The 25,225-nt window shown below is 60.3% G+C and carries 26 protein-coding genes and 1 pseudogene; 13 read left to right on the forward strand and 14 right to left on the reverse strand.

Annotation, left to right across the window (positions count from 1 at the left end):
* Window positions 1–5 precede the first annotated feature (5 nt).
* The 9 genes from hycI to hycA all read right to left on the reverse strand — a co-directional run bounded on the left by hycI (window position 6) and on the right by hycA (window position 7,785).
* Window positions 6–461 (reverse strand): hydrogenase maturation peptidase HycI, encoded by a 456-nt coding sequence (gene hycI, locus ACVCAM_RS10970; protein ID WP_046091884.1) that lies wholly within the window; start codon window positions 459–461, stop codon window positions 6–8.
* On the reverse strand, window positions 454–864 hold the full coding sequence (locus ACVCAM_RS10975) for a formate hydrogenlyase maturation HycH family protein (RefSeq protein WP_039265549.1): 411 nt from the start codon (window positions 862–864) through the stop codon (window positions 454–456). The genes hycI and ACVCAM_RS10975 overlap by 8 nt, the downstream gene beginning before the upstream one ends.
* Window positions 861–1,628: an NADH-quinone oxidoreductase subunit B family protein gene (locus tag ACVCAM_RS10980; protein WP_021241938.1), complete on the reverse strand. Its 768-nt coding sequence runs from the start codon at window positions 1,626–1,628 to the stop codon at window positions 861–863. The genes ACVCAM_RS10975 and ACVCAM_RS10980 overlap by 4 nt, the downstream gene beginning before the upstream one ends.
* Window positions 1,628–2,170, reverse strand: coding sequence for a formate hydrogenlyase complex iron-sulfur subunit (locus ACVCAM_RS10985; RefSeq protein ID WP_008499573.1), 543 nt, complete (start codon window positions 2,168–2,170; stop codon window positions 1,628–1,630). Before ACVCAM_RS10985 ends, ACVCAM_RS10980 begins: the two co-directional genes overlap by 1 nt.
* Before the next feature lie 9 nt (window positions 2,171–2,179).
* Entirely contained in the window at window positions 2,180–3,889 is a 1,710-nt protein-coding gene (hycE, locus tag ACVCAM_RS10990) for a formate hydrogenlyase subunit HycE (protein WP_407223615.1), read from the reverse strand.
* A gap of 15 nt (window positions 3,890–3,904) precedes the next feature.
* Window positions 3,905–4,828 carry a respiratory chain complex I subunit 1 family protein gene (locus ACVCAM_RS10995; RefSeq protein ID WP_087450134.1) on the reverse strand — a complete coding sequence of 308 codons (924 nt, stop codon included), beginning with the start codon at window positions 4,826–4,828 and terminating at the stop codon, window positions 3,905–3,907.
* A gap of 1 nt (window position 4,829) precedes the next feature.
* The gene (gene hycC / locus ACVCAM_RS11000; RefSeq protein WP_032664254.1) at window positions 4,830–6,644 is read right to left on the reverse strand and encodes a formate hydrogenlyase subunit 3; all 1,815 of its coding nucleotides are present in this window, start codon (window positions 6,642–6,644) and stop codon (window positions 4,830–4,832) included.
* Window positions 6,641–7,249: a 4Fe-4S dicluster domain-containing protein gene (locus ACVCAM_RS11005; protein WP_023294427.1), complete on the reverse strand. Its 609-nt coding sequence runs from the start codon at window positions 7,247–7,249 to the stop codon at window positions 6,641–6,643. Before ACVCAM_RS11005 ends, hycC begins: the two co-directional genes overlap by 4 nt.
* 71 nt (window positions 7,250–7,320) lie before the next feature.
* The gene (hycA, locus tag ACVCAM_RS11010) at window positions 7,321–7,785 is read right to left on the reverse strand and encodes a formate hydrogenlyase regulator HycA (protein WP_008499579.1); all 465 of its coding nucleotides are present in this window, start codon (window positions 7,783–7,785) and stop codon (window positions 7,321–7,323) included.
* 210 nt (window positions 7,786–7,995) lie between these two features.
* On the opposite strand from hycA, the gene hypA reads away from it, so the two are divergent.
* The 10 genes from hypA to ACVCAM_RS11060 all read left to right on the forward strand — a co-directional run bounded on the left by hypA (window position 7,996) and on the right by ACVCAM_RS11060 (window position 17,931).
* Window positions 7,996–8,346: a hydrogenase maturation nickel metallochaperone HypA gene (gene hypA / locus ACVCAM_RS11015; RefSeq protein ID WP_008499580.1), complete on the forward strand. Its 351-nt coding sequence runs from the start codon at window positions 7,996–7,998 to the stop codon at window positions 8,344–8,346.
* A gap of 3 nt (window positions 8,347–8,349) precedes the next feature.
* Complete coding sequence (gene hypB, locus ACVCAM_RS11020) at window positions 8,350–9,213, forward strand: hydrogenase nickel incorporation protein HypB (RefSeq protein ID WP_407223616.1); 864 nt, start codon at window positions 8,350–8,352, stop codon at window positions 9,211–9,213.
* Complete coding sequence (locus ACVCAM_RS11025) at window positions 9,204–9,476, forward strand: HypC/HybG/HupF family hydrogenase formation chaperone (RefSeq protein ID WP_008499582.1); 273 nt, start codon at window positions 9,204–9,206, stop codon at window positions 9,474–9,476. Before hypB ends, ACVCAM_RS11025 begins: the two co-directional genes overlap by 10 nt.
* Window positions 9,477–9,478: 2 nt before the next feature.
* The gene (gene hypD / locus ACVCAM_RS11030; protein ID WP_025912389.1) at window positions 9,479–10,600 is read left to right on the forward strand and encodes a hydrogenase formation protein HypD; all 1,122 of its coding nucleotides are present in this window, start codon (window positions 9,479–9,481) and stop codon (window positions 10,598–10,600) included.
* The gene (hypE, locus tag ACVCAM_RS11035; RefSeq protein ID WP_045418277.1) at window positions 10,597–11,607 is read left to right on the forward strand and encodes a hydrogenase expression/formation protein HypE; all 1,011 of its coding nucleotides are present in this window, start codon (window positions 10,597–10,599) and stop codon (window positions 11,605–11,607) included. The genes hypD and hypE overlap by 4 nt, the downstream gene beginning before the upstream one ends.
* A gap of 64 nt (window positions 11,608–11,671) precedes the next feature.
* Window positions 11,672–13,744 carry a formate hydrogenlyase transcriptional activator FlhA gene (gene flhA / locus ACVCAM_RS11040; RefSeq protein WP_407223617.1) on the forward strand — a complete coding sequence of 691 codons (2,073 nt, stop codon included), beginning with the start codon at window positions 11,672–11,674 and terminating at the stop codon, window positions 13,742–13,744.
* Between the two features lie 153 nt (window positions 13,745–13,897).
* Window positions 13,898–14,896 (forward strand): ABC transporter substrate-binding protein, encoded by a 999-nt coding sequence (locus ACVCAM_RS11045; protein ID WP_045418276.1) that lies wholly within the window; start codon window positions 13,898–13,900, stop codon window positions 14,894–14,896.
* On the forward strand, window positions 14,896–15,933 hold the full coding sequence (locus ACVCAM_RS11050; protein ID WP_025912391.1) for a FecCD family ABC transporter permease: 1,038 nt from the start codon (window positions 14,896–14,898) through the stop codon (window positions 15,931–15,933). Before ACVCAM_RS11045 ends, ACVCAM_RS11050 begins: the two co-directional genes overlap by 1 nt.
* Window positions 15,933–16,694 (forward strand): ABC transporter ATP-binding protein, encoded by a 762-nt coding sequence (locus ACVCAM_RS11055; RefSeq protein WP_204624433.1) that lies wholly within the window; start codon window positions 15,933–15,935, stop codon window positions 16,692–16,694. The genes ACVCAM_RS11050 and ACVCAM_RS11055 overlap by 1 nt, the downstream gene beginning before the upstream one ends.
* 16 nt (window positions 16,695–16,710) lie before the next feature.
* Window positions 16,711–17,931 carry an MDR family MFS transporter gene (locus ACVCAM_RS11060; RefSeq protein ID WP_023294436.1) on the forward strand — a complete coding sequence of 407 codons (1,221 nt, stop codon included), beginning with the start codon at window positions 16,711–16,713 and terminating at the stop codon, window positions 17,929–17,931.
* A gap of 5 nt (window positions 17,932–17,936) precedes the next feature.
* On the opposite strand, the gene ACVCAM_RS11065 is transcribed toward ACVCAM_RS11060, so the two are convergent.
* Window positions 17,937–18,281, reverse strand: coding sequence for a nitrous oxide-stimulated promoter family protein (locus tag ACVCAM_RS11065; protein WP_008499590.1), 345 nt, complete (start codon window positions 18,279–18,281; stop codon window positions 17,937–17,939).
* 175 nt (window positions 18,282–18,456) lie between these two features.
* On the opposite strand from ACVCAM_RS11065, the pseudogene ACVCAM_RS11070 reads away from it, so the two are divergent.
* Both ACVCAM_RS11070 and mutS read left to right on the forward strand, forming a co-directional pair.
* Window positions 18,457–18,688: pseudogene (locus ACVCAM_RS11070) on the forward strand (SymE family type I addiction module toxin).
* A 113-nt stretch (window positions 18,689–18,801) separates the two neighbouring features.
* Window positions 18,802–21,363 carry a DNA mismatch repair protein MutS gene (gene mutS / locus ACVCAM_RS11075; protein WP_262794337.1) on the forward strand — a complete coding sequence of 854 codons (2,562 nt, stop codon included), beginning with the start codon at window positions 18,802–18,804 and terminating at the stop codon, window positions 21,361–21,363.
* Between the two features lie 138 nt (window positions 21,364–21,501).
* On the opposite strand, the gene ACVCAM_RS11080 is transcribed toward mutS, so the two are convergent.
* Genes ACVCAM_RS11080 through ACVCAM_RS11090 form a run of 3 tightly spaced genes read right to left on the reverse strand, consistent with a single transcriptional unit; the run spans window position 21,502 to window position 23,753 of the window.
* Window positions 21,502–21,723, reverse strand: a complete 222-nt coding sequence (locus ACVCAM_RS11080; RefSeq protein ID WP_003862116.1) for a non-oxidative hydroxyarylic acid decarboxylases subunit D — start codon at window positions 21,721–21,723, stop codon at window positions 21,502–21,504.
* Window positions 21,724–21,733: 10 nt separating this feature from the next.
* A complete protein-coding gene (locus ACVCAM_RS11085; protein WP_055321968.1) occupies window positions 21,734–23,161 on the reverse strand; it encodes a non-oxidative hydroxyarylic acid decarboxylases subunit C in 1,428 nt (475 codons plus the stop codon).
* A complete protein-coding gene (locus tag ACVCAM_RS11090) occupies window positions 23,151–23,753 on the reverse strand; it encodes a non-oxidative hydroxyarylic acid decarboxylases subunit B (protein WP_008499595.1) in 603 nt (200 codons plus the stop codon). Before ACVCAM_RS11090 ends, ACVCAM_RS11085 begins: the two co-directional genes overlap by 11 nt.
* Window positions 23,754–23,925: 172 nt before the next feature.
* On the opposite strand from ACVCAM_RS11090, the gene ACVCAM_RS11095 reads away from it, so the two are divergent.
* Window positions 23,926–24,333, forward strand: a complete 408-nt coding sequence (locus ACVCAM_RS11095; RefSeq protein WP_008499596.1) for a MarR family winged helix-turn-helix transcriptional regulator — start codon at window positions 23,926–23,928, stop codon at window positions 24,331–24,333.
* On the opposite strand, the gene ACVCAM_RS11100 is transcribed toward ACVCAM_RS11095, so the two are convergent.
* Window positions 24,330–25,217, reverse strand: a complete 888-nt coding sequence (locus ACVCAM_RS11100) for a LysR family transcriptional regulator (protein ID WP_248226093.1) — start codon at window positions 25,215–25,217, stop codon at window positions 24,330–24,332. The two genes, ACVCAM_RS11095 and ACVCAM_RS11100, sit on opposite strands and share 4 nt — an antisense overlap.
* Window positions 25,218–25,225 lie beyond the last annotated feature (8 nt).

Genomic DNA, 25,225 nt, shown 5'->3' on the forward strand with positions numbered 1-25,225 from the left:
GCTGCTCAGAGCTGAGAAAAACCTCCATCCCCAACCCACCCGGCAAGCCGTGAATACACCACGTCCACCGCCTCTTTCACCGGCGGCGTCATCGGGTAATAAAACCCGACAATGTCCGGCTGAATGCCCAAAAACAGCACCTCGCCCACGTCACCTTTGATCTGATCCACGAGGTAGTTCAGCGGCATATTGTGGGTGGTCATCATAAACATCTCGGCGATATCGTCCGGGTCAATCAGGCGGATCTCGCCGGGGTTGAGCCCCATATCGGTGGCATCGACGATTAACAGCCTGTCCGGATGCAGTTCACGGATGGCGACTACGTCGTTTTCCGGCGCGCTGCCGCCGTCAATCACCACCCAGTCGCCCTGCGGGTTGGCGGCACACATCTCCGCCAGCAGCGGACCCGCGCCGTCGTCGCCCATCATGCTGTTGCCGACACACAGTAAAACGTCAGTCACGTAATCTCCTCACCATCAGGTAGATGGCGCTCTCCTGATGAATATCATGCAGCATGCCGAGCAGCGTTTTGCTCCAAGTCTGCTGCTCGGGGGTTTGCCTGCCCAGCGCCGCGTCAAAGGCGTTGGCGAGCATGGCAATGTGGTTCACATCGATCACGATCTCACCGTACTTCGGCACGCCTTCCATTTTGCGCCGCGCCGCGCTGCCCTCCTCCAGCGTGGCAATCCACGCCAGGTATTCCGGCCACGGACAGCTCAGCGCGGCCTCCAGGCAGTCAATTACCCCGAGGTGATGCCCAATCGCCAGGCTGTAATAGACCACCTGCTGCGCCGCATCCGGCGTGGCATCGTTCTCATCAATAAACTTACGGCTCAGCTGGCTGAACACCACCGTTTCACTCATCGGATACGCGCCTCGTCGACGATGCTGTTCAGGTTCGCCACAATCTCATTGAGGCGCGGATCGTTTTCCGCCTCCAGCCAGCGTGCGACCTGGTGGTCACCCTGGCTCAGCAGGCGCAGATAGTCGTCGGCAATCTGGCGCCCGTAGCGGTACCCCGCCAGCCTGCGCGCCGTGCGGTCAACCTTCACCCGCAGCGGCTGCACCATGTCCGGGTGCAGAATGGCGGCCGGCTGGTTGTCGAGTTCGCCCGGCTCGCGGGCGTGGATTTTCTGCTCCAGCAGGCCGAGCGCCATCGCGAAGCCGTACAGCGTCGCAGCGGGCGTCGGCGGGCAGCCCGGGATGTAGACGTCCACCGGCACGATTTTGTCGGTGCCGCCCCAGACGCAGTAGAGGTCATGGAAGATGCCGCCGCTGTTGCCGCAGGCGCCGTACGAGATGCAGATTTTCGGGTCCGGCGCGGACTGCCAGGCGCGCAGCGCGGGCGAGCGCATGGCGCGGGTGACGGCCCCGGTGAACAGCAGGATGTCCGCATGACGCGGGGACGGCACCACCTTGATGCCGAAGCGCTCGGCGTCAAACAGCGGCGACAGCGTAGCGAAGATCTCAATCTCGCAGCCGTTGCAGCCGCCGCAGTCCACGCGGTAGACGTAGGCCGAGCGTTTGATTTTTTTCAGCAGCGACGCCTTCATGCTGGCGATGGATTCGTCCACCGTCATCGGCACCGGAATGCCGTTCGCGTCGCGCGGGCCCAGTAGGTTTTCCATCAGCTGGCCTCTCTCATGTGGCGGGTGATATCAATGCGGTCGGACGGCAGCAGGCATTTCTGACGCTTGCACGCCGGGCAGGTTTCGAAGCTTTCGCGGTGGTGTTCCGCGCGCGCGTCGCCGTTGTGCTGCAGCAGCGCGATGGCGTAGTCGATCTCTTTTTGCACGGCGAACGGGCGCTGGCAGACGCGGCAGTGGCACAGGTCAAAGCGCGACTGCTGCAGGAAATCCTCTTTCTTCCACACCGCCAGCTCGTACTCCTGCGACAGGCGAATGGCGACCGTCGGGCAGACCTCCTCGCAGCGGCCGCAGAAGATGCAGCGTCCAAGGTTAAACTGCCAGGCCAGCTCGCCGGTTTTGAGATCCGTTTCCACCGTCAGGGCATTCGACGGACAGGCGTTGACGCAGGCCGCGCAGCCAATGCACTGCTGCGGGTTGTGCTCCGGCTTGCCGCGAAAGTTTTTGTCGACCGGCATCGGCTCCAGCGGATAGCGGCTGGTCTGCGTGCCGGTTTTGATCACTTTTTTGATAAAGGTAAACATGACGAGTCCTTATTTCAGCGGCGAGTTCTTACGCTCGATGCTGTAGCGCTCAAGCTCTTTGTACGGCACCACCTGGCTTTTCTTCTTGCGCACGTCCACGACGGTCATGCGGTCGGTGCAGGAGTAGCACGGGTCGAGGCTGCCAATGATCAACGGCGCGTCGGAGACCGTGTTGCCGCGCAGCATGTAGCGCAGGGTTGGCCAGTTGGCGTAGGTCGCCGCACGGCAGCGCCAGCGGTAGAGCTTCTGGTTGTCGCCGGTCATGCTCCAGTGGATGTCGTCCCCGCGCGGCGCTTCGGCAAAGCCGAGGGCAAAGCGGTTTGGAATGTAGGTGAAGCCCTCCACCATCAGCGGGCCGCCCGGCAGGTTGTCCAGACCGAAGTCGATCATGTTCAGCGCGGTGAACACCTCGTTGATGCGCACCTTCAGGCGGGAAATGACGTCGCAGCCCTGCTCGCTGTGCACGGTCATCGGCAGCAGGCCATAGCCGACGAACGGGTGATCGGCGCGGGTGTCGCGGGCGTGGCCGCTGGCGCGCACCATCGGGCCGACGTTGCTGAAGTCGCGGGCAATCTCCGGGTCAAGACGGCCAATGCCGACGGTGCGCTGCTCGATGTTGGGGGTGCTGAGCAGCATATCCACCAGCTCCTGCACGTCCCGGCGCATCTGCTGCGCCAGCTGGCGGGTCTGGATCATGTCGTTTTTCAGCAGGTCGCGGCGGATCCCGCCGATCAGGTTCAGACCGTAAGTTTTGCGCGCCCCGGTGAGGATCTCCGCCATCTTCATCGACGCTTCGCGCACGCGGAAGAACTGCATAAACCCGGAGTCAAAGCCGACGAAGTGGCAGGCCAGGCCGAGGTTCAGCAGGTGCGAGTGCAGGCGCTCCACCTCCAGCAGGATGGCGCGGATCATCTGCGCGCGTTCCGGCACCACGATCCCCATGCCGTTCTCTACCGAGGTGGTGTAGGCGGTGCTGTGGGCGAAGCCGCAGATGCCGCACACGCGGTCAGAAAGAAACGTCACTTCGTTGTAGCCCATGCGGGTCTCCGCCAGCTTCTCCATGCCGCGGTGGACGTAGAACAGGCGGTAGTCGGCGTCGATAATGTTTTCGCCGTCAACGAACAGGCGGAAGTGGCCCGGCTCGTCAGAGGTGACGTGCAGCGGGCCAATCGGCACCACGTTATTCTTCTTGCTGCCCAGCTCGTTGATGAACTCGTAGGTTTCGCTGTCGGTAGTCGGCGCCGGGCGCTGGCGGTAGTCCATGCTGTCCTTACGCAGCGGATAGAGTTCGTCCGGCCAGTCGTCCGGCAGCACCAGACGGCGCTCGTCCGGCAGGCCAACCGGCACCAGGCCATACATGTCGCGCACTTCGCGCTCGCCCCAGACGGCGGCGGGCACGCGCGGCGTGACGGACGGGTATTCCGGTTTATTCGGGTCGACCTCGACGCGCACGGTGATCCAGCACTTCTCGCCCTGCTCCATCGACATCACGTAATACACCGCGTAACTGCCGCACAGCTGGCGCTCGTCGTTACCGAACAGCACCGACAGCCAGCCGCCCTGCCGGTAGTAGAGAAACTCCACCACTTCCGGCAGATAGTTCATCTTAATGGTGACGGTGATCTGGTCTTTGGTTTGCCAGGACTCCTCCAGCACCACGCCCGGGAAAGCCTGATGCAACGCGGCGAGATACTGCTGACCTTTCTTTTCTTCAGACATAAATACTCTCTTTAATCACGCCACCAGCAAGGAGACGAACGCTAAAAATGCAAAACCAAACCCGGCCCAGGTGATGCGGGACGTTTCCACAAAACGCAGGCGCGCCATGCTGTTTTCGAACAGGGCAATGACCAGAACCCCGACCAGCAGCTTGAGGGCGGCAACCACGACGGCCAGCAGCAGTCCACCCGCAGAGAAGTGCGTCATCTGCCCCCACGGGAAGAAGACGCCGACAAACATCTGCAGCACCACCAGCTGTTTGAGGCTGATGCCCCACTTCAGCACCGCAAAGCCGTAGCCGCTGTATTCGGTGAGCGGCCCTTCCTGCAGCTCCTGCTCGGCTTCGGCCAGATCGAACGGCAGCTTGCCCATCTCGATAAACGTGGCGAACGCGCAGGCGCACAGCGCCAGCACCAGCGGAAGGGAGCGGGCAACTGGCCAGTGGTAAACGGTGTCGGTGATAAAGCTGATGTGCGTGGAACCCGCAACCTGCGCGACGACCCACAGCCCCAGCAGCAGGATCGGCTCAACCAGCACGCCGAGCATCGCCTCGCGGCTGGCACCGATGCCGGTAAACGGGCTCCCGGTGTCGAGACCCGCAATCGCAAAGAAGAAGCGGGCAATGGCGAAGAGGTAGATAAGCGTAATCAGATCGCCAAGCACGGGCAGGGGCGAAGCCACCGTTACCACCGGCAGCGCGGTGGCGACGGTGAGCATCACGCCCACCATCACAAACGGCGTCAGGCGGAAGACCCAGCCTGCGGCATCCGGGGCCACGCTCTGGCGAGAAAGCAGCTTGAAGAGATCGCGGTACTCCTGCAGTACGCCAGGCCCGCGACGGTTGTGCATCCGGGCGCGCGCCACGCGCGTGATGCCCGACAGCAGCGGCGCGGCGGCGAACAGCACCAGCGCCTGAAGAATTGCCAGTAACAGACTCATGTCAGGCTCCTCGTGAAATCACAATCACTACCAGTACCGCCAGCTCGATCAGCGCCAGACGGCGGAACAGCGCGGGCGCGGCAGCGTTCTGCCAGCCGGGTACCCAGCCCACCGGGTTCAGCCAGTGGCGCAGCTTCAGCACGGCGGCGAAGTTCTCTTTCACCGGCATAGCAAAACCGTGGGCGGTGATGACCATCGACTGTTCGTGTTCATAACCGCAGGCCCACGCGGCACCGCGCGAGCGGGAGGTGAGCCGGTCGCGTTTGAAGAACAGCATCAGCACGAACGGCAGCAGCGGCGCGGCAATCAGCAGCAGTGCAATCATCGGCTGGGAAACGACGGTGTGCGCCGTCTCAAGCGGCAGAGGAATGGCGTGGCCCAGCAGCGGCAGCAGCCACGGCGCGGCAACCCCGCCCGCGATGCAGCACAGCGCCAGCGCGACCACGCTTACGCCCATCAGTACCGGTGCGCAGCAGGCGTTCTCAGCCTCACGCGTACGCGGTGCGCCAAGGAAGGTCACGCCATAGACTTTCGCCATGCACATCACGGCCAGCGCCCCGGTAATCGCCAGCCCGACCGCCAGCAGCGGCCCCAGCAGGCGGGCGATAAACGCCTCGCTCTGACCGAGGGCGAAGAAGGACTGATAGATCACCCACTCCCCGGCAAAGCCGTTCAGCGGCGGCAGCGCGGCCATCGCCATCAGCCCAACCAGCATCGCTAGCGAAATCACCGGCATTTTTTTGCCAATCCCACCGAGCTTTTCGATATCCCGATGGCCAGTGCGGAACCAGACGCTGCCCGCCCCGAGGAACAGGGTGCTTTTAAACAAGCTGTGGTTGATCAGGTGATACAGACCGCCGATAAAGCCAGCGGCAATCAGCGCCGGTTGATTAAGCGCCAGCCCGGTCACGCCCGCGCCCATGCCGAGCAGGATGATGCCGATATTCTCCAGCGTGTGGTACGCCAGAAGACGCTGGATATTGTGCTCCATCAGCGCGTAGAGGCCGCCGATGAAGGCGGTGATCATGCCCGCAATCAGCAGCACCACGCCCCACCACAGCGGCGGCTGGCCGCCGGTCAGCGTCATCGCCAGAATCCCGAACAGACCGACCTTCATCACCACCACAGAAAACAGCGCGGCAGCGGGCGCGGAGGCATTCGCATGCGCCTGCGGCACCCAGCCGTGCAGCGGGATAATCCCGGCCAGCAGGCCAAAGCCGATCACGCCCAGCAGCCAGACGTCATTGCCCAGCGGATGCCCGTTAAGCGCAGCGAACTCCAGCGTGCCGAAACGCTGCCACACCCGCCAGCAGGCCAGCGCCAGCAGCAGCGTCCCGAGGCGTCCCAGCGCAAACCACACTTTCCCGGAGGCGCTGCAGCCGGTCAGGAACACGCCGCACAGCGCCATAATCTCCGCCATCACCACCAGCGCGCCGAGGTTGCTGGCGATCACGGTGCAGACCGCCGTCGCCATCAGCAGGTTCACCAGCAGGCCGTTGGCTTTGGCGTGCGGATGGCGGTGCCAGTCGATATTGAACAGGCTGATAAACAGCCCGCACAGGCCAAAGGTCACCAGCCAGATGGCGTTCAGCGGCGTAATCGCAACGGTGTGGCGAATCAGCGGCATCACGGCCTCTGCGGACTGCCCGCCGAGCAGGACAACTCCACCCGCCGCCAGCGTCATCAGGCTGCCGACCGCCCCGCCGATCCCGGCGATCCAGCCGCTCAGGGTTTTATGGAATGACAGAAGCCACGCCAGCACGGCGGCGGCGGCAAAGTACGCCACGGCGCTGGTAATCATCGTAATCGCGTTCATTTCACCCCCTCGTTGAGCGCCTGCAGAAGCGAAAGATCGCCGACGTCGGTATTAATGGTCAGCTCGCGCTTGCGCTTGCTGGTGCGGGCGATGTCGCGAATGTTCACCAGAATCAGCGCTTTGGTTGGACAGGTGCGCACGCAGGCCGGGCCCTGTTCATCGAAGCTGCACAGGTCGCACTTCACCGCCACGGCGCGGATGCCGGGCACCCAGTCCAGCAGCGTGCTGACGCGTGCAGGCGCCGGAGGCGCGGGCGGGGCTTTAGGCGAGTTGGCATTGGCCGGAATATGCAGCGGGCGGCTGCCGGAGAATTCAATCGCGCCGAACGGGCAGGCAATGCCGCACAGCTTGCAGCTTACGCACAGGCTTTCGTTCAGCTGGACTGCGCCATCCACGCGGGTGATGGCGTTCACGGGACAGACACCCGCGCAGGGGGCATCTTCACAGTGATGGCAGAGCTGCGGGGCAGACTCTTTTTCATTACGCATGACGTGCAGGCGCGGCATGGACTGTAGCCCATGCAGGCGATGCGTTTCCGAACACGCCGCCTCACAGGTTCGACAGCCAATACAGACCGTCGAGTCAGCAATTACAAAACGGTTCACCGGGTTATCCTCTGGTGATAGTCATTTTTGACGAAAAACTGTCTTGTCGACACTTCTCGACACACTGGGGGTCAGGCCACGTTCGCTGAGGTATTTCCGTCCATCAGCTGCTTCAGGTTGACCGGGAGATCGTGTTCAACGGCGGTGTACAGGCCGTTATAAACCGGGGCGATTTTTTCCAGATAGTGCTCCAGTACCTGCTGGCGATCGCGGTTGCTGACGTGGCCGTCCACCATGCCGTCAGCCATCAGCTGCGCCTTTGCAATACACTGTTTTTCACCGTCTTTTGTCTCGAGGTAGTACTCGATGGTGTGGCTGTTGAAGTTATCCGCCAGGGTGACATTGATGATGAAATGGCCGAAGAGAACAAAGCGCATATCGCCCTGCGCCGCACAGCTCATCGCGTGGTGAAGACGCGCTTTCGACAAGGTAATGCCCTGAACCAGAGAGTTGCAGTAAAGGTGCCACTGGTCCTGTAACTGCTGATGACGCTGCGCGATGTATTCCGCTTTTTCGCTGATTTCCCAAATAGTCATAAAAGGTATCCGTTTAATGGAGATAGCGCCTGTTAAGCAGATTCCATGCCAGTTTTTATGTTTATGATTTTTAATGGATTTAATTAAAAATTCGCTGTCAACAACGCGGTGTCGACGTGTCATTTCGACAGCGGTGACATCGACACGCCTTAACAAAAATCAAGCTGGCACTGTTATTGCATTACCGGGGCAATTCATTGAGGAGGCGTCATGCACGAAATCACCCTCTGCCAGCGGGCTCTGGAACTTATCGAACAGCAGGCTGTGCAAAACCACGCGAAACGCGTCACCGGCGTCTGGCTGAAGGTCGGGGCGTTTTCCTGCGTCGAGACCAGCGCCCTGACCTTCTGTTTTGAGCTGGTGTGCCGCGGCACGCTGGCGGAAGGCTGCGAACTGCATATTGAGGAGCAGCAGGCGGAGTGCTGGTGCGAACAGTGTCAGCAGTACGTCACCCTGCTCTCATCAAAGGTACAGCGCTGTCCGCAGTGTCAGAGCACCGGGCTGCGCATCGTGGCGGATGACGGCATGCAGATCCAACGCCTCGAAATCGAGAAGGAGTAAAGTATGTGTAGTACCTGCGGTTGCGCCGAAGGCAACCTGTATATAGAAGGGGATGAGCACCGTCCCCACTCCGCGTTTCGCTCCGCGCCCTTTTCCCCTGCCCCGCGCCCTGCGGCAGCCCTGACCGGCATTACCTTTGTGCCGCAGCGTTCCGACGCGGGCGACCTGCATTACGGCCACGGCGAAGCGGGTACCCACGCGCCGGGCATGAGCCAGCGCCAGATGCTGGACGTGGAAATCAACGTGCTGGACAAAAATAACCAGATCGCCACCCGCAACCGCGCCCGCTTCGCCGCCCGCAAACAGCTGGCGCTGAACCTGGTCTCCAGCCCCGGTTCCGGCAAAACCACGCTGCTGACCGAAACGCTCAAACGCCTCAACGGGCGCGTCTCCTGCGCGGTGATCGAGGGCGACCAGCAAACGGTAAACGACGCGGCGCGCATCCGCGAAACCGGCACCCCGGCAATTCAGGTTAACACCGGCAAAGGCTGCCATCTGGATGCGCAGATGATTGCCGACGCCGCCCCGCGCCTGCCGCTGGCGGATAACGGCATCCTGTTTATTGAAAACGTCGGCAACCTGGTCTGCCCGGCGAGCTTCGATCTGGGTGAACGACACAAGGTGGCGGTGCTTTCGGTGACCGAGGGCGAAGACAAGCCGCTGAAATACCCCCACATGTTCGCCGCGGCATCCCTGATGCTGCTGAACAAAGTCGACCTGCTGCCGTACCTGAATTTCGACGTGGATAAGTGCCTGGCGTATGCCCGCGAGGTGAACCCGGAGATTGAGATCCTGCTGGTCTCCGCCACGCGCGGCGATGGCATGGACGGCTGGTTACGCTGGCTGGAGAACGAACGATGTGCATAGGCGTACCGGGACAAATCCATTCCCTCAACGGTAATCAGGCCAAAGTCGAGGTTTGCGGCATCCTGCGCGACGTCGACCTGACGCTGGTGGGCAGCACCGATGAAACGGGCGCGTCGCGTCTCGGCCAGTGGGTGCTGGTCCACGTGGGGTTTGCCATGAGCGTGATTAACGAAGCGGAAGCCCGCGACACGCTGGATGCGTTGCAAAACATGTTCGACGTGGAGCCGGACGTCGGCGCGCTGCTGTACGGCGAGGAGCGGTAATCATGCGTTACGTTGATGAATACCGCGCGCCGGAGCAGGTGCTGCAGCTTATCGGACACCTCAAAACGCGCGCGGCGCGGCTGGACTACACCAAAGAAAGGCCGCTGCGGATCATGGAGGTGTGCGGCGGGCACACGCACGCGATCTTCAAATTTGGCCTCGACCAGCTGCTGCCGGAGAACATTGAGTTTATCCACGGCCCCGGCTGCCCGGTCTGCGTGCTGCCAATGGGACGCATCGACAGCTGTATCGAGATTGCCAGCCGGCCCGACGTCATATTCTGCACCTTTGGCGACGCGATGCGCGTGCCCGGGAAAAACGGCTCGCTGCTGCAGGCGAAAGCGCGCGGGGCCGACATCCGGATCGTCTATTCGCCGATGGATGCCCTGACGCTGGCAGCGGATAACCCCGCGCGCAAGGTGGTATTTTTTGGCCTGGGGTTTGAAACCACCATGCCCGCGACGGCCATCACGCTGCAGCAGGCGAAAGCGCGCGGCGTCGATAACTTTTTCTTCTTCTGCCAGCACATTACGCTTATCCCCACCCTGCGCAGCCTGCTGGAAGCGCCAGGCAACGGCATTGACGCCTTTCTGGCACCGGGCCACGTCAGCATGGTGATTGGCACAGACGCCTACGGTTTTATCGCTGAACAGTACAATCGTCCGTTAGTGGTGGCTGGTTTCGAACCACTTGATCTACTGCAAGGTGTCACCATGCTGGTTGAGCAGAAAATAGCGGCCCTGAGCGCGGTTGAAAACCAGTACCGCCGCGTGGTACCGGATGCCGGCAATGAACGGGCTCAGCGTGCCATTGCGGAGGTGTTCAGCGTCGAAGGCGACAGCGAGTGGCGAGGACTGGGGCTGATTGCCGAATCCGGCGTGCGCCTGACGCCAGCCTATCGCGCGTTCGACGCTGAAGCGCATTTCCGCCCGCAGCCGCAGCAGGTTTGCGACGATCCCCGGGCCCGCTGTGGCGAGGTGCTCACCGGCAAATGCAAACCGCATCAGTGCCCGTTATTTGGCAATACCTGTAACCCGCAAACGGCGTTTGGCGCGCTGATGGTCTCCTCCGAAGGGGCATGCGCCGCGTGGTATCAATATCGCAACCAGGAGTGTGAAGCATGAACACGGTGGAAATGGCGCACGGAAGCGGTGGACAGGCGATGCAGCAGCTGATTAACCGGCTGTTCATGGAGGCCTTTAACAACCCCTGGCTCGACGAGCAGGAAGACCAGGCGCGCATTGACCTCGCCACCCTCACCGCCCAGGGCGACCGGCTGGCCTTCTCCACCGACAGCTATGTCATCGATCCGCTGTTCTTTCCCGGCGGCGATATCGGCAAGCTCGCCGTCTGCGGCACGGCCAACGACGTGGCCGTCAGCGGCGCCATTCCCCGCTACCTCTCCTGCGGATTCATCCTCGAAGAGGGTCTGCCGATGGAGACGCTCACGGCGGTGGTGAACAGCATGGCACACACCGCGCGCGAGGCGGGTATCGCTATCGTCACCGGGGACACCAAAGTGGTCCAGCGCGGTGCGGCCGATAAGCTGTTTATCAACACCGCCGGAATGGGGGCTATCCCCGCCAACATTCACTGGGGCGCACAGCGGCTTAGCGCGGGCGACGTGCTGCTGGTAACCGGCACGCTGGGCTGCCACGGAGCGACTATCCTTAACCTGCGTGAAGGCTTAGGGCTGGACGGTGAACTGCGCAGCGACTGCGCGGTGCTCACCCCGCTCATTCAGACGCTGTGTGCTATTCCCGGCGTGAAGGCCTTGCGCGATGCCACCCGCGGCGGGGTGAATGCGGTGGTTCACGAATTCGCCGCAAGCAGCGGGTGCGGGATTGAACTGACCGAGCGTGGCCTGCCTGTAAAAGCTGCCGTGCGCGGGCTATGCGAACTATTGGGACTTGACCCACTGAACTTTGCTAACGAAGGCAAGCTGGTGATCGGCGTGGAACGCGCGGCGGCAGAAGCCGTTCTTGCTGAGCTGCGCGCGCATCCATTAGGGAAAGAGGCCGCCATCATAGGCGAAGTGGTTGAGCGCAAGGGGGTGCGCCTGACCGGACTTTACGGCGTGAAGCGCACGCTGGACCTGCCGCACGCGGAACCGTTACCCCGAATTTGCTAGAGCCGCGCCATAAGCGGTCAGCACTGAATGTCTCTTTTTTGCCAGTTTCTATTGGAAAGCAATAATGCCGTATACACCGATGAGCGATCTTGGACAGCAGGGCCTGTTTGATATCACGCGCACACTTTTACAGCAGCCCGATCTCGGCGCGCTGAGCGATGCCCTGACGCGGCTGGTCAGGCAATCAGCGCTGGCCGACAGCGCGGCGATTGTACTGTGGCATAGCGGAACGCACCGCGCGAGCTACTACTCAACGCGCGATAATGGCAAAACGTTTGAGTACGAAGACGAAACGTATCTCGCGCATGGCCCGGTGCGCCGTATTCTCTCCCGTCCGGAAGCGCTGCACTGCAACTTTGAGGAGTTCCGCACGGCGTGGCCGCGGCTCGCGGAGAGCAACCTCTACCAGCCGTTCGGCCACTACAGCATGCTGCCGCTCGCGGCGGAGGGACATATTTTTGGTGGCTGCGAGTATATTCGCACGACCGACCAGCCCTGGAGCGAGGCGGAATACGAGCGTCTGCACACCTTTACCCAGATTGTGGCCGTCGTCGCGGAGCAGATCCAAACCCGCGTGACCAATAACGTGGATTACGACCTGCTGAGCCGCGAGCGCGACAACTTCCGCATTCTGGTTGCCATCACCAACGCCGTGCTGTCGCGCCTTGATATGGACGAGCTGGTCAGCGAAGTGTCGAAAGAGATCCACCACTATTTCAAAATCGATGCCATCAGCATCGCGCTGCGCGGCCATCGCAAGGGCAAGCTGAACATCTACTCCACGCATTATCTGGATGAAGCCAACCCGGCGCACGAGCAGAGCGAAGTGGACGAAGCGGGCACCCTGTCTGAGCGGGTATTTAAAAGCAAAGAGATCCTGCTGCTCAACCTGAGCGAGCAGGACCCGGTGGCACCGTATGAGCGGATGCTGTTTAACACCTGGGGCAACAAGATTCAGACCCTGTGCCTGCTTCCCCTGATGTCCGGCAACACCATGCTGGGGGTGCTGAAGCTGGCGCAGTGTGATGAAGCCGTGTTTACCACCGCCAACCTGAAGCTACTGCGCCAGATCGCCGAGCGTATCTCCATCGCGCTGGATAACGCCCTCGCCTATCAGGAGATCCACCGCCTGAAAGAGCGGCTGGTGGATGAGAACCTGGCCCTGACCGAACAGCTCAACAACGTGGACAGCGAGTTTGGTGAAATCATCGGGCGCAGCGACGCCATGTACAGCGTGCTCAAGCAGGTTGAGATGGTGGCGCAAAGCGACAGCACGGTGCTGATCCTGGGCGAAACCGGTACGGGTAAAGAGCTGATTGCCCGCGCCATCCACAACCTGAGCAACCGCAACAGCCGTCGGATGGTGAAGATGAACTGCGCGGCGATGCCCGCAGGCCTGCTGGAAAGCGACCTGTTCGGCCACGAGCGCGGTGCATTCACCGGGGCCAGCAGCCAGCGGCTGGGCCGTTTTGAGCTGGCGGACAAGAGCTCGCTGTTCCTCGACGAAGTGGGCGATATGCCGCTGGAGCTACAGCCGAAACTGCTGCGCGTCCTGCAGGAGCAGGAGTTTGAACGTCTTGGCAGCAACAAGCTTATCCAGACTGACGTGCGGCTGATTGCCGCCACCAACCGCGACCTGAAAAAAATGGTCGCCGACCGCGAGTTTCGCAGCGATCTCTACTATCGCCTGAACGTCTTCCCGATCTTCCTGCCGCCGCTGCGCGAGCGCCCGGAAGATATTCCCCTGCTGGTCAAAGCGTTTACCGCCAAGATCGCGCGTCGGATGGGGCGTAACATCGACAGCATTCCTGCCGAGACGTTACGTACCCTTTCATCGATGGAGTGGCCCGGCAACGTGCGCGAGCTGGAAAACGTCATCGAGCGTGCGGTGCTGCTGACGCGCGGCAATGTGCTGCAGCTCTCCCTGCCTGAAGTGACGCTGCCTGACGTGACCGTACCCGCCGCCGAGACGGCGAAAGAGGGAGAAGATGAATATCAGCTCATTATGCGCGTACTCAAAGAGACCAACGGCGTGGTCGCCGGGCCAAAAGGTGCCGCCCAGCGTTTAGGGTTAAAACGCACTACCCTGCTGTCGCGCATGAAGCGTCTCGGGATCGATAAAGAGAGCCTGGTTTAAGCCCCCAATCCGGCGGTGTTTTTCTGGCACCGCCTTTCGTTACCCTGCGCAATTGTCCCTCATTGACACAAAATCGTTTCCTCTGTATAAAATTCCGCCTTAATAATGAGTTTCATTTGCATCAATAATAATATTAATCAAGGGTAGCGTTTCATGAAGAAGGTCATCTGCGCGTTAGGCCTGGCGGTTGCGTCGGTCAGTTCTGCTCTGGCAACCACATATCCTCTGACGATTGAAAACTGTGGCTATAAAGAGACATTCACCAAAGCGCCGGAACGCGTCGTGGCTCTGGGTCAGAATACCGTCGAAATTCTGCTCCTGCTGGGGCTGGAAGATAAGGTGAAGGCCAGCGCCTTCTGGCCGACGAAAGTGCTGCCGCAGCTGGCGGACCAGAACGCAAAAATCAAAACCCTGACGGTCGAAATCCCTACCCTTGAATCCGTGCTTGCGCAAAATCCCGACTTTGTCCCCGCGCAGTCACCGCTGCTGCTGGGGCCAGAAAGCAAGGTCGCAAAACGCGACGATCTGATGACCCTGGGCGTGAACAGCTACGTGTCCCCGGGCATGTGTGCGACCAAAAAAGCCACCGGCGATATGTACGGCAGCCGCCAGAAACTGTGGGATATGACGTATCTCTATCAGGAGATTGAGGATTTCGCCAAAATCTTTAACGTTGAAGACCGCGGTCAGGCCGTGATTGCCGATTTCAAAAAACGTGAGGCTGACCTGCGCCAGGAATTCAGTAAAAACAAAAAAGATCTCTCCTTTGTTTTCTGGTTCTCAAGCTCCTCCCCTTCTGCGGACGCCTACGTAGGCGGTAAAAATAGCCCCTCCGGGTTTATCGCCAGCCTGATGGGCGGGCATAACGCCATCACCTCCGAGACCGAATGGCCAACCGTGGGCTGGGAAAGCATTATTGCCGCCAATCCGGATGTGATTGTGGTCTCCAGCCTGGATCGCAACCGCTGGGCGCTGGATAACGCGGAAGAGAAAATCAAATTCCTGAAAAGCGATCCGGCCGTCAGCCAGCTGGACGCGGTGAAAAAAGGCCATATCGTGGTGATGGACGGTCAGGCCATGAACCCGACAATTCGCACGATTTACGGGGCTGAGCAGGTTGGCGAACAGCTCAGAAAACTGGGGCTGAACTGATGACCACCGCTGTCCTTCAGGCCAGGCAGAGCCTGGTTCTGACGACCTCGTGTTTGCTCGCCTTTGTCCTGCTATTTCTGGTTATCGCGCTGAGCGTCAGCGTCGGCGAGCTGTCCATCCCGCTGGATAACGTGTTTTACGCCATCAGCAATAAAATGGGGCTCACCAATGTTCCGCTCACTCGCATCTATGAGAGCGTGATCTGGGACTTCCGCCTGAGCCGCGCGCTGGTGGCGGCCTGCTGCGGCGCAGGTCTGGCCATCTGCGGGGCCGTATTGCAGAGCCTGCTGAAGAACGCGCTGGCGGAACCCTACGTGCTCGGCGTGTCCGCGGGCGCGTCGACCGGGGCGGTTTCTGTCGTCGTATTGGGGATCGGCACCGGTGCGGTGTCGCTCTCTGCCGGGGCCTTTGCCGGGGCGTTCGCCGCGTTTGCGTTTGTCGCGTTTCTGACGAACGGCGCGCGCGGCGGGAATGAACGTACGATTCTGGCAGGCGTCGCCGCCTCGCAGCTTTTTAACGCCATTACCGCCTACACCATTAGCACCTCCGCCAGTGCCCAGCAGGCGCGCGACGTGATGTTCTGGCTGCTGGGCAGCTTCAGCGGCGTACGCTGGCCTGAATTCCAGCTGGCGCTGGTCGTGGTGCTGATTGGGTTAGCCGTGTGCCTCTACTATTCCCGGGCGCTGGATGCCTTTACGTTCGGTGATGACGCCGCGGCGTCGCTGGGCATTGCAGTCCCCTGGGTGCGTCTGGCGCTCTTTACCACCACCGCGCTGATTACCGCAACCATCGTCAGCATGGCGGGCTCAATCGGCTTTGTCGGGCTGGTGGTGCCGCACGTCATGCGTTTCCTGTTCGGGCCGCTGCACCGCACGCTGCTGATTGCCAGCGCGCTGGCAGGCGCGATCCTGATGGTGCTGGCAGACATTGCCTCGCGCATGCTGATTGCGCCGCAAAGCCTGCCCGTCGGCGTGGTCACCGCGCTGGTTGGCGTTCCGTTCTTTGCCGTGATTATCTACCGCTCAAGGAATAAGTGATGAGCATATGCGCTGAAAATATTACCTGGAAGGTCGGCAAAAAAGTCATCGTTAATGACGTCTCGCTGAAGGTTTCCCGGGGCGAAACGGTAGGACTGCTTGGCCCTAACGGCTGCGGTAAATCGTCTCTTTTACGTATCCTCGCGGGGCTGCGGCGCCCGGATGCGGGCTGTGTGACGCTGGACGACCAGGACATCTCTCGTATTGCCAAAAAGCAGCTGGCCCGCCGGGTCGCCTTCGTGGAGCAGCACGGCATGACTGACGCCAACATGCGCGTGCGCGACGTGGTCAAACTCGGGCGGATTCCGCACCACTCCGCCTTTTCCAACTGGAGCACGCACGATGACGAAACCGTCACCGCCGCTCTGCAGCGCGTGGATATGCTGGATAAAAGCGACCAGGGGTGGCTGAGTCTCTCCGGCGGTGAGCGCCAGCGCGTCCACATTGCCCGCGCGCTGGCCCAGACCCCGACGGAAATCCTGCTGGATGAACCAACAAACCACCTGGACATTCATCATCAGATGCAGCTGATGCAGTTGATCAGCGAATTACCGGTCACCAGCATTGTCGCTATCCACGATCTCAATCACGCCTCGATGTTCTGCGACTCGCTGATTGTGATGCAGAAAGGGCAAATTGTTGCGACGGGGACACCGCAGGACATCCTGTCCGAGTCGTTGCTCTGGGACGTCTTCCGGGTCAAAACCAAAATCGAGATCTCGCCGTTCCATGGCAAAAAACACATTCACTTTATCGTTTAGGGGCGAGTGACCAACGATGCCCCTTCGCCCTGCCACCACGCTCTGGCCGCCAGTTTTACTGGGTAGCCAGTTTGTTTTTAACATCGGCTTTTACGCCGTTGTCCCCTTCCTGGCGATATTCCTGCGCGACGATATGCTGCTCTCCGGCGGGCTGATCGGGCTGATCCTCGGCCTGCGCACGTTCTCTCAGCAGGGGATGTTTATCGTCGGCGGCGCGCTCTCGGACCGGTTTGGCGCGAAAATCGTTATCCTGAGCGGGTGCATTATTCGCGTCGCGGGGTATCTGCTGCTGGCGCTTGGAGAATCGCTGTGGCCGATTATTCTGGGCGCGTGCCTGACGGGGGTGGGCGGCGCGCTGTTTTCTCCTTCTATTGAAGCATTGCTGGCGAAAGCGGGCACGCACAGCGAGGCGAAAGGTAAACGAAGCCGGGCGGAGTGGTTCGCGCTGTTTGCGGTCTGCGGGGAACTCGGTGCGGTACTGGGCCCGGTTGCTGGCGCCCTACTCACCGGCCTGGGCTTTCGCCAGGTGGCGCTGGCGGGCGCTGGCGTCTTTCTCGTTGCGATGGTGGTTCTCTACTTTTGCCTGCCCGCGTCACGCCATGCCGCGCGGACGCTGAAGCTCGTTCCCTGGTGGACGACCTTTCGCCAGCCCCGCTTTGTCGCCTTTATCATTGCCTATAGCTCGTGGCTTTTGAGCTATAACCAGCTCTATCTGGCGCTGCCGGTAGAGATCCAGCGCGCCGGCGGTAACGAGAAAGATCTCGGCCCGCTTTTTATGCTGGCCTCTGTACTGATTGTTGCTTTACAGCTGCCGCTGGCGCGATTCGCCCGGCGCGTGGGCGCGGTGAGGATCCTGCCGGTGGGCTTTTTATTCCTCTCCGCCGCCTTTGCAAGCGTGGCAATGTTTGCGCCGACGGCACCGCCTGAGGGCTGGCTGCGCCTGCTGCCGTCGGTCTGTTTCGTGACGCTGTTGACGCTGGGACAGATGCTGCTGGTACCCTCAGCTAAGGACCTGGTCCCCCGGTTTGCCGAGGAGTCCACGCTGGGGGCGCACTACGGCGCACTCGCCACCGCCGGAGGCATTGCGGTACTGGCCGGAAATTTGCTGTTTGGCAGCCTGCTGGATCGCGCGCTGGTGCCCTCAACGCAGGCGATGCTCCCCTGGCTGCTGCTCGCCCTCTTCCCGCTCTGCAGCGCGCTGGCCCTTAACGTGATTTGCCGCCCGCTCAGAAGCTGAACCGGTCACTTTTTCGGACGATACTTTTCCGGCAGTTCCGGTACGGGACGACGGTCATCCATCAGATGGCGGACGGTCAGAATGGGGTGACGCCAGAGCATTCGCGGGCCTGCCCAGCGCATAATCTGCTTCATCTCTTCGCGTTTTGCAGGCTGGTAGCAGTGGACCGGACACTGTTTACAGGCGGGCTTTTCCTCCCCGAAAACGCATTTATCCAGACGCTTATCGGCATAGGCATTTAGCGCCTGATAGTGCCCCTCTTCCACAGAGGCCTGAGGACACTGCTTCTGATACAGCGCGATCATTTTCGCGATGGTCTCTTTTTCGCGTGAAATTCGTTTACCGGACATAGCGACTTACCGAACAATAAAGTGCAAAAATAATACACCTTTCAATGCGGGATTTCAGTTATTGCATGTCGTTTTCTGAAGCCTGATTCCAGTTTTAGCCCTGCAAGGCCCAACCATCACTGGTATTTTATACAGGCATCAGTAATGACTTTTATCCGTGTTGTCGGGAGACCCTATGCAAGAACTCGCTATCAACAAACCCTATCGCCATTTAACAGTGGGATATTTCAGAAAGCGCCATGAAGACCGCAATACCAAGATACCGAAGCGCTACAGCGTGCATGCGGCGCTGAGCTTAAAAGGTGACTGGCTTGAAAAGGCAGGGTTTACCACCCACTCCCGGGTGCGAGTGGGCGTAGAGCATGGAAAAAATCGTCATTGAGCTCATGTCGGAAGACGCCTCGTAAAGCGGCGACATTTTTCTGCGCCGTACCTTTTTTTCATGCGACAATAGAAGGAACAAACGGCCACTGAGCCGCTCAAAACGGTTTATATTCAAAGAAATGGACATCATAACTCCATGAGCACACTCGACAATTTCGACGCACATACGCCGATGATGCAGCAGTATCTGAAGCTGAAGGCACAGCATCCGGAAATCCTGCTGTTCTATCGTATGGGCGATTTTTACGAGCTGTTTTATGACGATGCCAAACGCGCATCGCAGCTGCTCGACATCTCGCTGACCAAACGGGGCGCATCGGCTGGTGAACCCATCCCAATGGCCGGTATTCCGCACCACGCGGTAGAAAACTACCTGGCGAAACTGGTGAATCAGGGTGAGTCTGTTGCCATCTGCGAACAGATCGGCGACCCCGCGACCTCAAAAGGTCCGGTGGAACGCAAGGTCGTGCGCATCGTCACGCCGGGCACCATCAGTGATGAAGCCCTGCTTCAGGAGCGCCAGGATAACCTGCTGGCCGCGCTCTGGCAGGACGGCAAAGGGTTTGGCTACGCGACGCTGGACATCAGCTCCGGGCGTTTTCGTCTGAGTGAACCGGCTGACCGAGAAACAATGGCAGCCGAACTGCAGCGCACCAACCCGGCAGAACTGCTCTACGCCGAAGATTTCGCCGAAATGTCGCTGATTGAAGGCCGTCGCGGGCTGCGCCGCCGTCCGCTGTGGGAATTCGAAATTGATACCGCGCGCCAGCAGCTGAATCTGCAGTTCGGCACACGCGATCTGATTGGCTTTGGCGTTGAAAATGCCCCGCGCGGGCTGTGCGCGGCTGGTTGCCTCCTGCAGTACGTAAAAGATACCCAGCGCACCGCCCTGCCGCACATTCGCTCTATTACCATGGAGCGCCAGCAGGACAGCATCATCATGGATGCCGCCACGCGCCGTAACCTGGAGATCACCCAGAACCTGGCGGGCGGCGTAGAAAATACGCTCGCGTCGGTCCTTGACAGTACGGTCACGCCGATGGGCAGCCGTATGCTGAAACGCTGGCTGCATATGCCGATTCGCGACACCGCTACGCTGGTTTGCCGTCAGCAGACGATTGCCGCCCTGCAGGATCGCTATAACGAGCTGCAGCCGGTCCTGCGTCAGGTGGGCGATCTGGAACGTATCCTGGCCCGTCTGGCGCTGCGCACGGCGCGACCGCGCGATCTGGCGCGGATGCGTCATGCTTTCCAGCAGTTGCCGGAACTGCGTGCGCAGCTGAGCGACGTTGACAGCGCGCCGGTACAGAAACTCCGCGAAACCATGGGCGAATTTACCGAACTCCGCGAGCTGCTTGAACGCGCCATTATTGATGCGCCTCCGGTTCTCGTGCGTGATGGCGGCGTGATTGCCACGGGCTACAACGAGGAACTGGACGAATGGCGCGCGCTGGCCGACGGCGCGACGGACTACCTTGATAAGCTGGAGATCCGCGAGCGCGAGCGTCTTGGTCTCGACACCCTGAAGGTGGGGTATAACGCGGTTCACGGTTACTACATTCAAATCAGCCGCGGGCAGAGCCACCTGGCGCCGATTCACTACGTGCGCCGCCAGACGTTGAAAAACGCTGAACGCTACATCATTCCCGAGCTGAAAGAGTACGAGGACAAAGTTCTCACCTCGAAAGGCAAAGCGCTGGCGCTGGAAAAACAGCTCTATGAAGAGCTGTTTGACATGCTGATGCCGCACCTGGCCGACCTGCAGCTGAGCGCCAGCGCGCTGGCGGAACTGGACGTGCTGGTGAACCTGGCCGAACGCGCGGAAACGCTGAACTACACCTGCCCGACATTTACCGACAAGCCAGGCATTCGTATCACAGAAGGCCGTCACCCGGTGGTCGAGCGGGTGCTGAACGAACCGTTCATCGCCAACCCGCTGAGCCTGTCGCCGCAGCGAAGAATGCTGATCATTACCGGTCCGAACATGGGCGGTAAGAGTACCTATATGCGTCAGACCGCGCTGATTGCCCTGCTTGCCTATATCGGCAGCTACGTTCCGGCGCAAAACGTGGAGATTGGCCCCATCGACCGTATCTTTACCCGCGTCGGGGCTGCGGACGATCTGGCGAGCGGCCGCTCAACCTTCATGGTCGAAATGACTGAAACGGCTAACATTCTGCATAACGCGACGGAGCACAGCCTGGTGCTGATGGACGAAATCGGACGCGGAACGTCAACCTACGATGGTCTGTCGCTGGCCTGGGCCTGTGCGGAAAGCCTCGCGAATAAAATCAAGGCCATGACGCTCTTCGCCACCCACTACTTCGAGCTGACGCAGCTACCGGAGAAAATGGAAGGCGTGGCTAACGTCCACCTTGATGCGCTGGAGCACGGCGACACCATCGCCTTTATGCACACGGTGCAGGATGGCGCGGCAAGCAAGAGCTATGGTCTGGCCGTTGCGGCGCTGGCCGGGGTACCGAAAGAAGTGATCAAGCGCGCGCGTCAGAAACTGCGTGAGCTGGAAAGCCTGTCACCGAATGCGGCGGCGACGCAGATCGATGGTACGCAGATGTCGCTGCTGGTGCCAGCGGAAGAGACATCGCCTGCCGTGGAAGCGCTGGAGAATCTCGATCCTGATTCCCTGACGCCGCGTCAGGCGCTGGAGTGGATTTATCGGTTGAAGAGTCTGGTTTAGTTTTCTGCGGTCTTTGCCCGGTGGCGCTGCGCTTACCGGGCCTACGAATTTTGTAGGCCGGGTAAGGCGAAGCCGCCACCCGGCAAAAAAGACCGCACAATATTATCGCCCGGTAAGCGCAGCGCCACCGGGCTTTTTTTAGAGCAGCGGCGGGATTGTCGGCACCTGCGGCGCCTCGTCAATATCCTTCTGCGTCATGCGGAACGCTTCCGGGTAGTGCTCGCGGCTGGTACGACGCAGCGGTTCGGTATCGCGCCAGGTATACAGACAATGCTGGCACTGGTAAACGGTCCAGACCCCTTTCACCGGTGACGTCGCCATCACTTCAATATGCTCATCGGCACAACGTGGACAAATCATCTTTTCCTCCTTATTGGCGTGCAGCCAGCATCGTGGTCAGTTTTTCAGCCCAGGCTTTGGTTTCGGGAAGATCCTGAACCGGCTGGCTATAGTGGCCCCGGGTGTCCGGTGCGACAGGCGTGGTGGCATCAATAATCAGTTTGTCGGTAATGCCCGCCGGGCTGGATCCCGGATCGAGTTCAAGCACCGACATGTTCGGCAGCTGCACCAGATCGCCTGCCGGGTTGACCTTCGATGACAGCGCCCACATCACCTGCGGAAGGTTGAACGGGTCGACATCCTCATCCACCATGATCACCATCTTCACGTATCCCAGGCCATGCGGCGTGGTCATGGCGCGCAAGCCAACCGCGCGGGCGAAGCCGCCGTAACGCTTTTTGGTGGAGATGATCGCCAGCAGGCCGTGGGTGTACATCGCGTTTACCGCCTGCACTTCCGGGAACTCCGCTTTCAGCTGCTGGTAGAGCGGCACGCAGGTGGCTGGCCCCATCAGATAATCAATCTCGGTCCACGGCATGCCGAGGTAAAGGGATTCGAAAATCGGTTTGGTGCGGTAAGAAACTTTGTCGATACGCACAACCGTCATGTTACGGCCACCGGAGTAGTGGCCGGTAAACTCGCCGAACGGCCCTTCAATTTCGCGCTTACGGCCTTCAATCACCCCTTCCAGGATCACTTCAGAACCCCAAGGCACGTCAAAGCCGGTCAGCGGCGCGGTGGCAATCGGGTACGGGCTTTCACGGAGCGCGCCGGCCATTTCATACTCTGACTGATCGTATTTCAGCGGCGTCGCGCCCATCAGGGTGATGATCGGGTCGTTGCCCAGCGTAATCGCAATCGGCAGGTCTTCGCCGCGCTCTTCCGCTTTGTGCAGATGCAGGGCGATATCGTGCATCGGCACCGGCTGCAGGCCGAGCTTGCGCTTGCCCTTCACTTCCATGCGGTAGATGCCAACGTTCTGCTTGCCGAAGTTATCCGGGTCGAGCGGATCGCGCGAGACAACGCACGCTTTGTCGAGATAAAAACCACCGTCCCCGTCGTTCAGGCGGAACAGCGGCAGGATGTCGAACAGGTTAATGTCTTCACCGTCCACCGTATTCTGCGCCCAGGCCGGGTTGGCGCGGCGCTCTGGCGCAATCGGGAATTTATCCCAGCGGCGAATAAACTCGTCGATCTGCTTTTTCACCGGCGTGTTCGCAGGCAGCCCCATCGAAATAGCGTGATTTTGCCAGGAGCCGATGGTGTTCATCACCACGCGGGCATCGGTAAAGCCGCGAATATTGTCAAACCACAGCGCGGGCGCGCCGTCACCGATGCGGCCGGTCGCGTTGGCTGCCGCCGCCAGATCCGGCTCGGCGTTTACCTCTTCCTCAATTTTCAGCAGTTGCCCTTGCTCATCGAGCGCCTGCAGGAAGCTTCTCAGATCATCAAATGCCATCTTTATTCTCCTGTGAAAAATGTTTCGCCTCTCGCAACCCGTTCCAGCGACGCGCCTTTTTATGCTCCAGGCCAAACTGGTCGAGCACGCGGGTCACAATATGCTGGGTAATGTCATCGGCGGTTTGCGGGTGGTTGTAGTACGCAGGCATGGGCGGCACCATCGCCACGCCCATGCGGGAGAGCGCCAGCATGTTCTCCAGATGAATGGTGCTGAGCGGCGTTTCACGGGGCACCAGCACCAGCTTACGCCCCTCTTTCAGCACCACATCCGCCGCACGGCCCACCAGCCCTTCGGCATAGCCCGCGCGGATCCCGGCCAGCGTTTTCATGCTGCAGGGAATGACGATCATGCCGTCGGTACGAAACGAGCCGGAGGAGATGGTGGCGGCCTGGTCAGCCGGGCTGTGGACGACGTCAGCCAGGGCAGCAACGTCCTGGGCGGTGTAAGGCGTTTCCAGCTCAATGGTGGTTTTTGCCCACTTAGACATCACCAGATGCGTCTCTACTTCCGGCATTTCCCGCAGCGCCTGCAGCAGCGCCACGCCCAGCGGAGCACCCGTCGCCCCCGTCATTCCCACGATCAATCTCATTCATCACCTCAATCAATTTGTTCGTGTACGAACATTGTAGGTAAACTACTCCCGGATTGTTTTTCTGACAAGATTGTTCGTACACGATCACACAAAATGCTAAAAAATGCCGCATTATCATCCTGGACTTTAGCGGCTATCATAGGGGGTGATTTTTTCTGTCGGAGTGTTCATGGAACTAAGACAAGAGGCGTTCCACCTGTTACGTCAGCTTTTTCAACAGCATACCGCGAAGTGGCAACATGCCCTGCCGGAACTGACCAAGCCGCAGTATGCGGTGATGCGCTCGATTGCCGAGCATCCGGGCATTGAACAGGTGGCATTGACTGAAGTCGCGGTCAGCACGAAAGCGACCCTGGCGGAAATGCTGAGCCGCATGGAGGCGCGCGGGCTGGTCAAACGCGAGCACGACCCTGCGGATAAGCGCCGTCGCTTTGTCTTCCTGACGCCAGAAGGTGAAGCCCTGCTTGCAGACTGTAAGCCGGTAGGCAATGAGGTTGATGAGGCCTTTTTAGGACGCCTTAACAAGGCCGAGCGGGAGCAGTTCTCTGCGCTCATCAAAAAGATGATGCACGATTAACTCACGCTGGTGCGCATAAAATCGATAAAGGTGCGCACTTTTGCGGGCACATGCCGGGCATCAGGATAGACCGCATAGATCCCCTGCCGCGCAAAGGTATACTCCGGTAAAATCGTCACCAGCGTTCCCGCATCAAGCGCATCGCGCACCAGCCATTCCGGCAGTAACGCCACCCCACCGCCTGCGAGCGCAAAAGCCATAAGGGCCTGAGCGCTGTCGGCAAACAAACGCGGCGCCTTTTTTATCTCCAGCATGTCAGGCGCACCGCTGGCATCTTTCACCTGCCAGCGCAGCGGCGAGGCTAAGCGCTCGTGGATAATCCAGTCGGCCTGCGCCAGCTGTGCAAGCGATTCGATCGGGTTTCCCGCAAGCCACTCGGGCGTCGCGACGGGGAGAATAGAAAAGTGAGAAATCAGTGCGGCGTGGTTGCGCGAATCAACAAGCGTCCCCAGCCGGATGGCCACGTCAAAGCGCTCCGAGATAAGGTCTGCGTGCAGTGACGACGAAACATGTCGGACGCGAAGATCCGTGTGCTGCTGGCTAAACCTGGCCAGCAGCGGCACCACGACCCGGGCGCCATATTCAGGCGTGGTCGTGATCCGCAGTTCACCGGTGAGTCCCGCATGGTTCGCACGGACATCATCCTGCAGCCGTTCGGCCTCCTTCAGAAGCGCCACGCTGCGCTGATGAAAAAGCACGCCCGCCTCGGTTAGCGTCAGGCGGCGGGTGGAGCGCAGCAGCAGCGTAACGCCCAGCTCATCTTCAAGCTGGCGGATATTGAAGCTGACGACCGCTTTTGTCAGCCCCATCGCCTCGGCGGCCGCCGTAAAACTGCCGGTGTCGGCCACCGCGATAAACATCTGCGTCCGCTGCAGGTTAATCATCATCACGC

The sequence above is a fragment of the Enterobacter sp. CFEC122 genome (assembly GCF_052983755.1).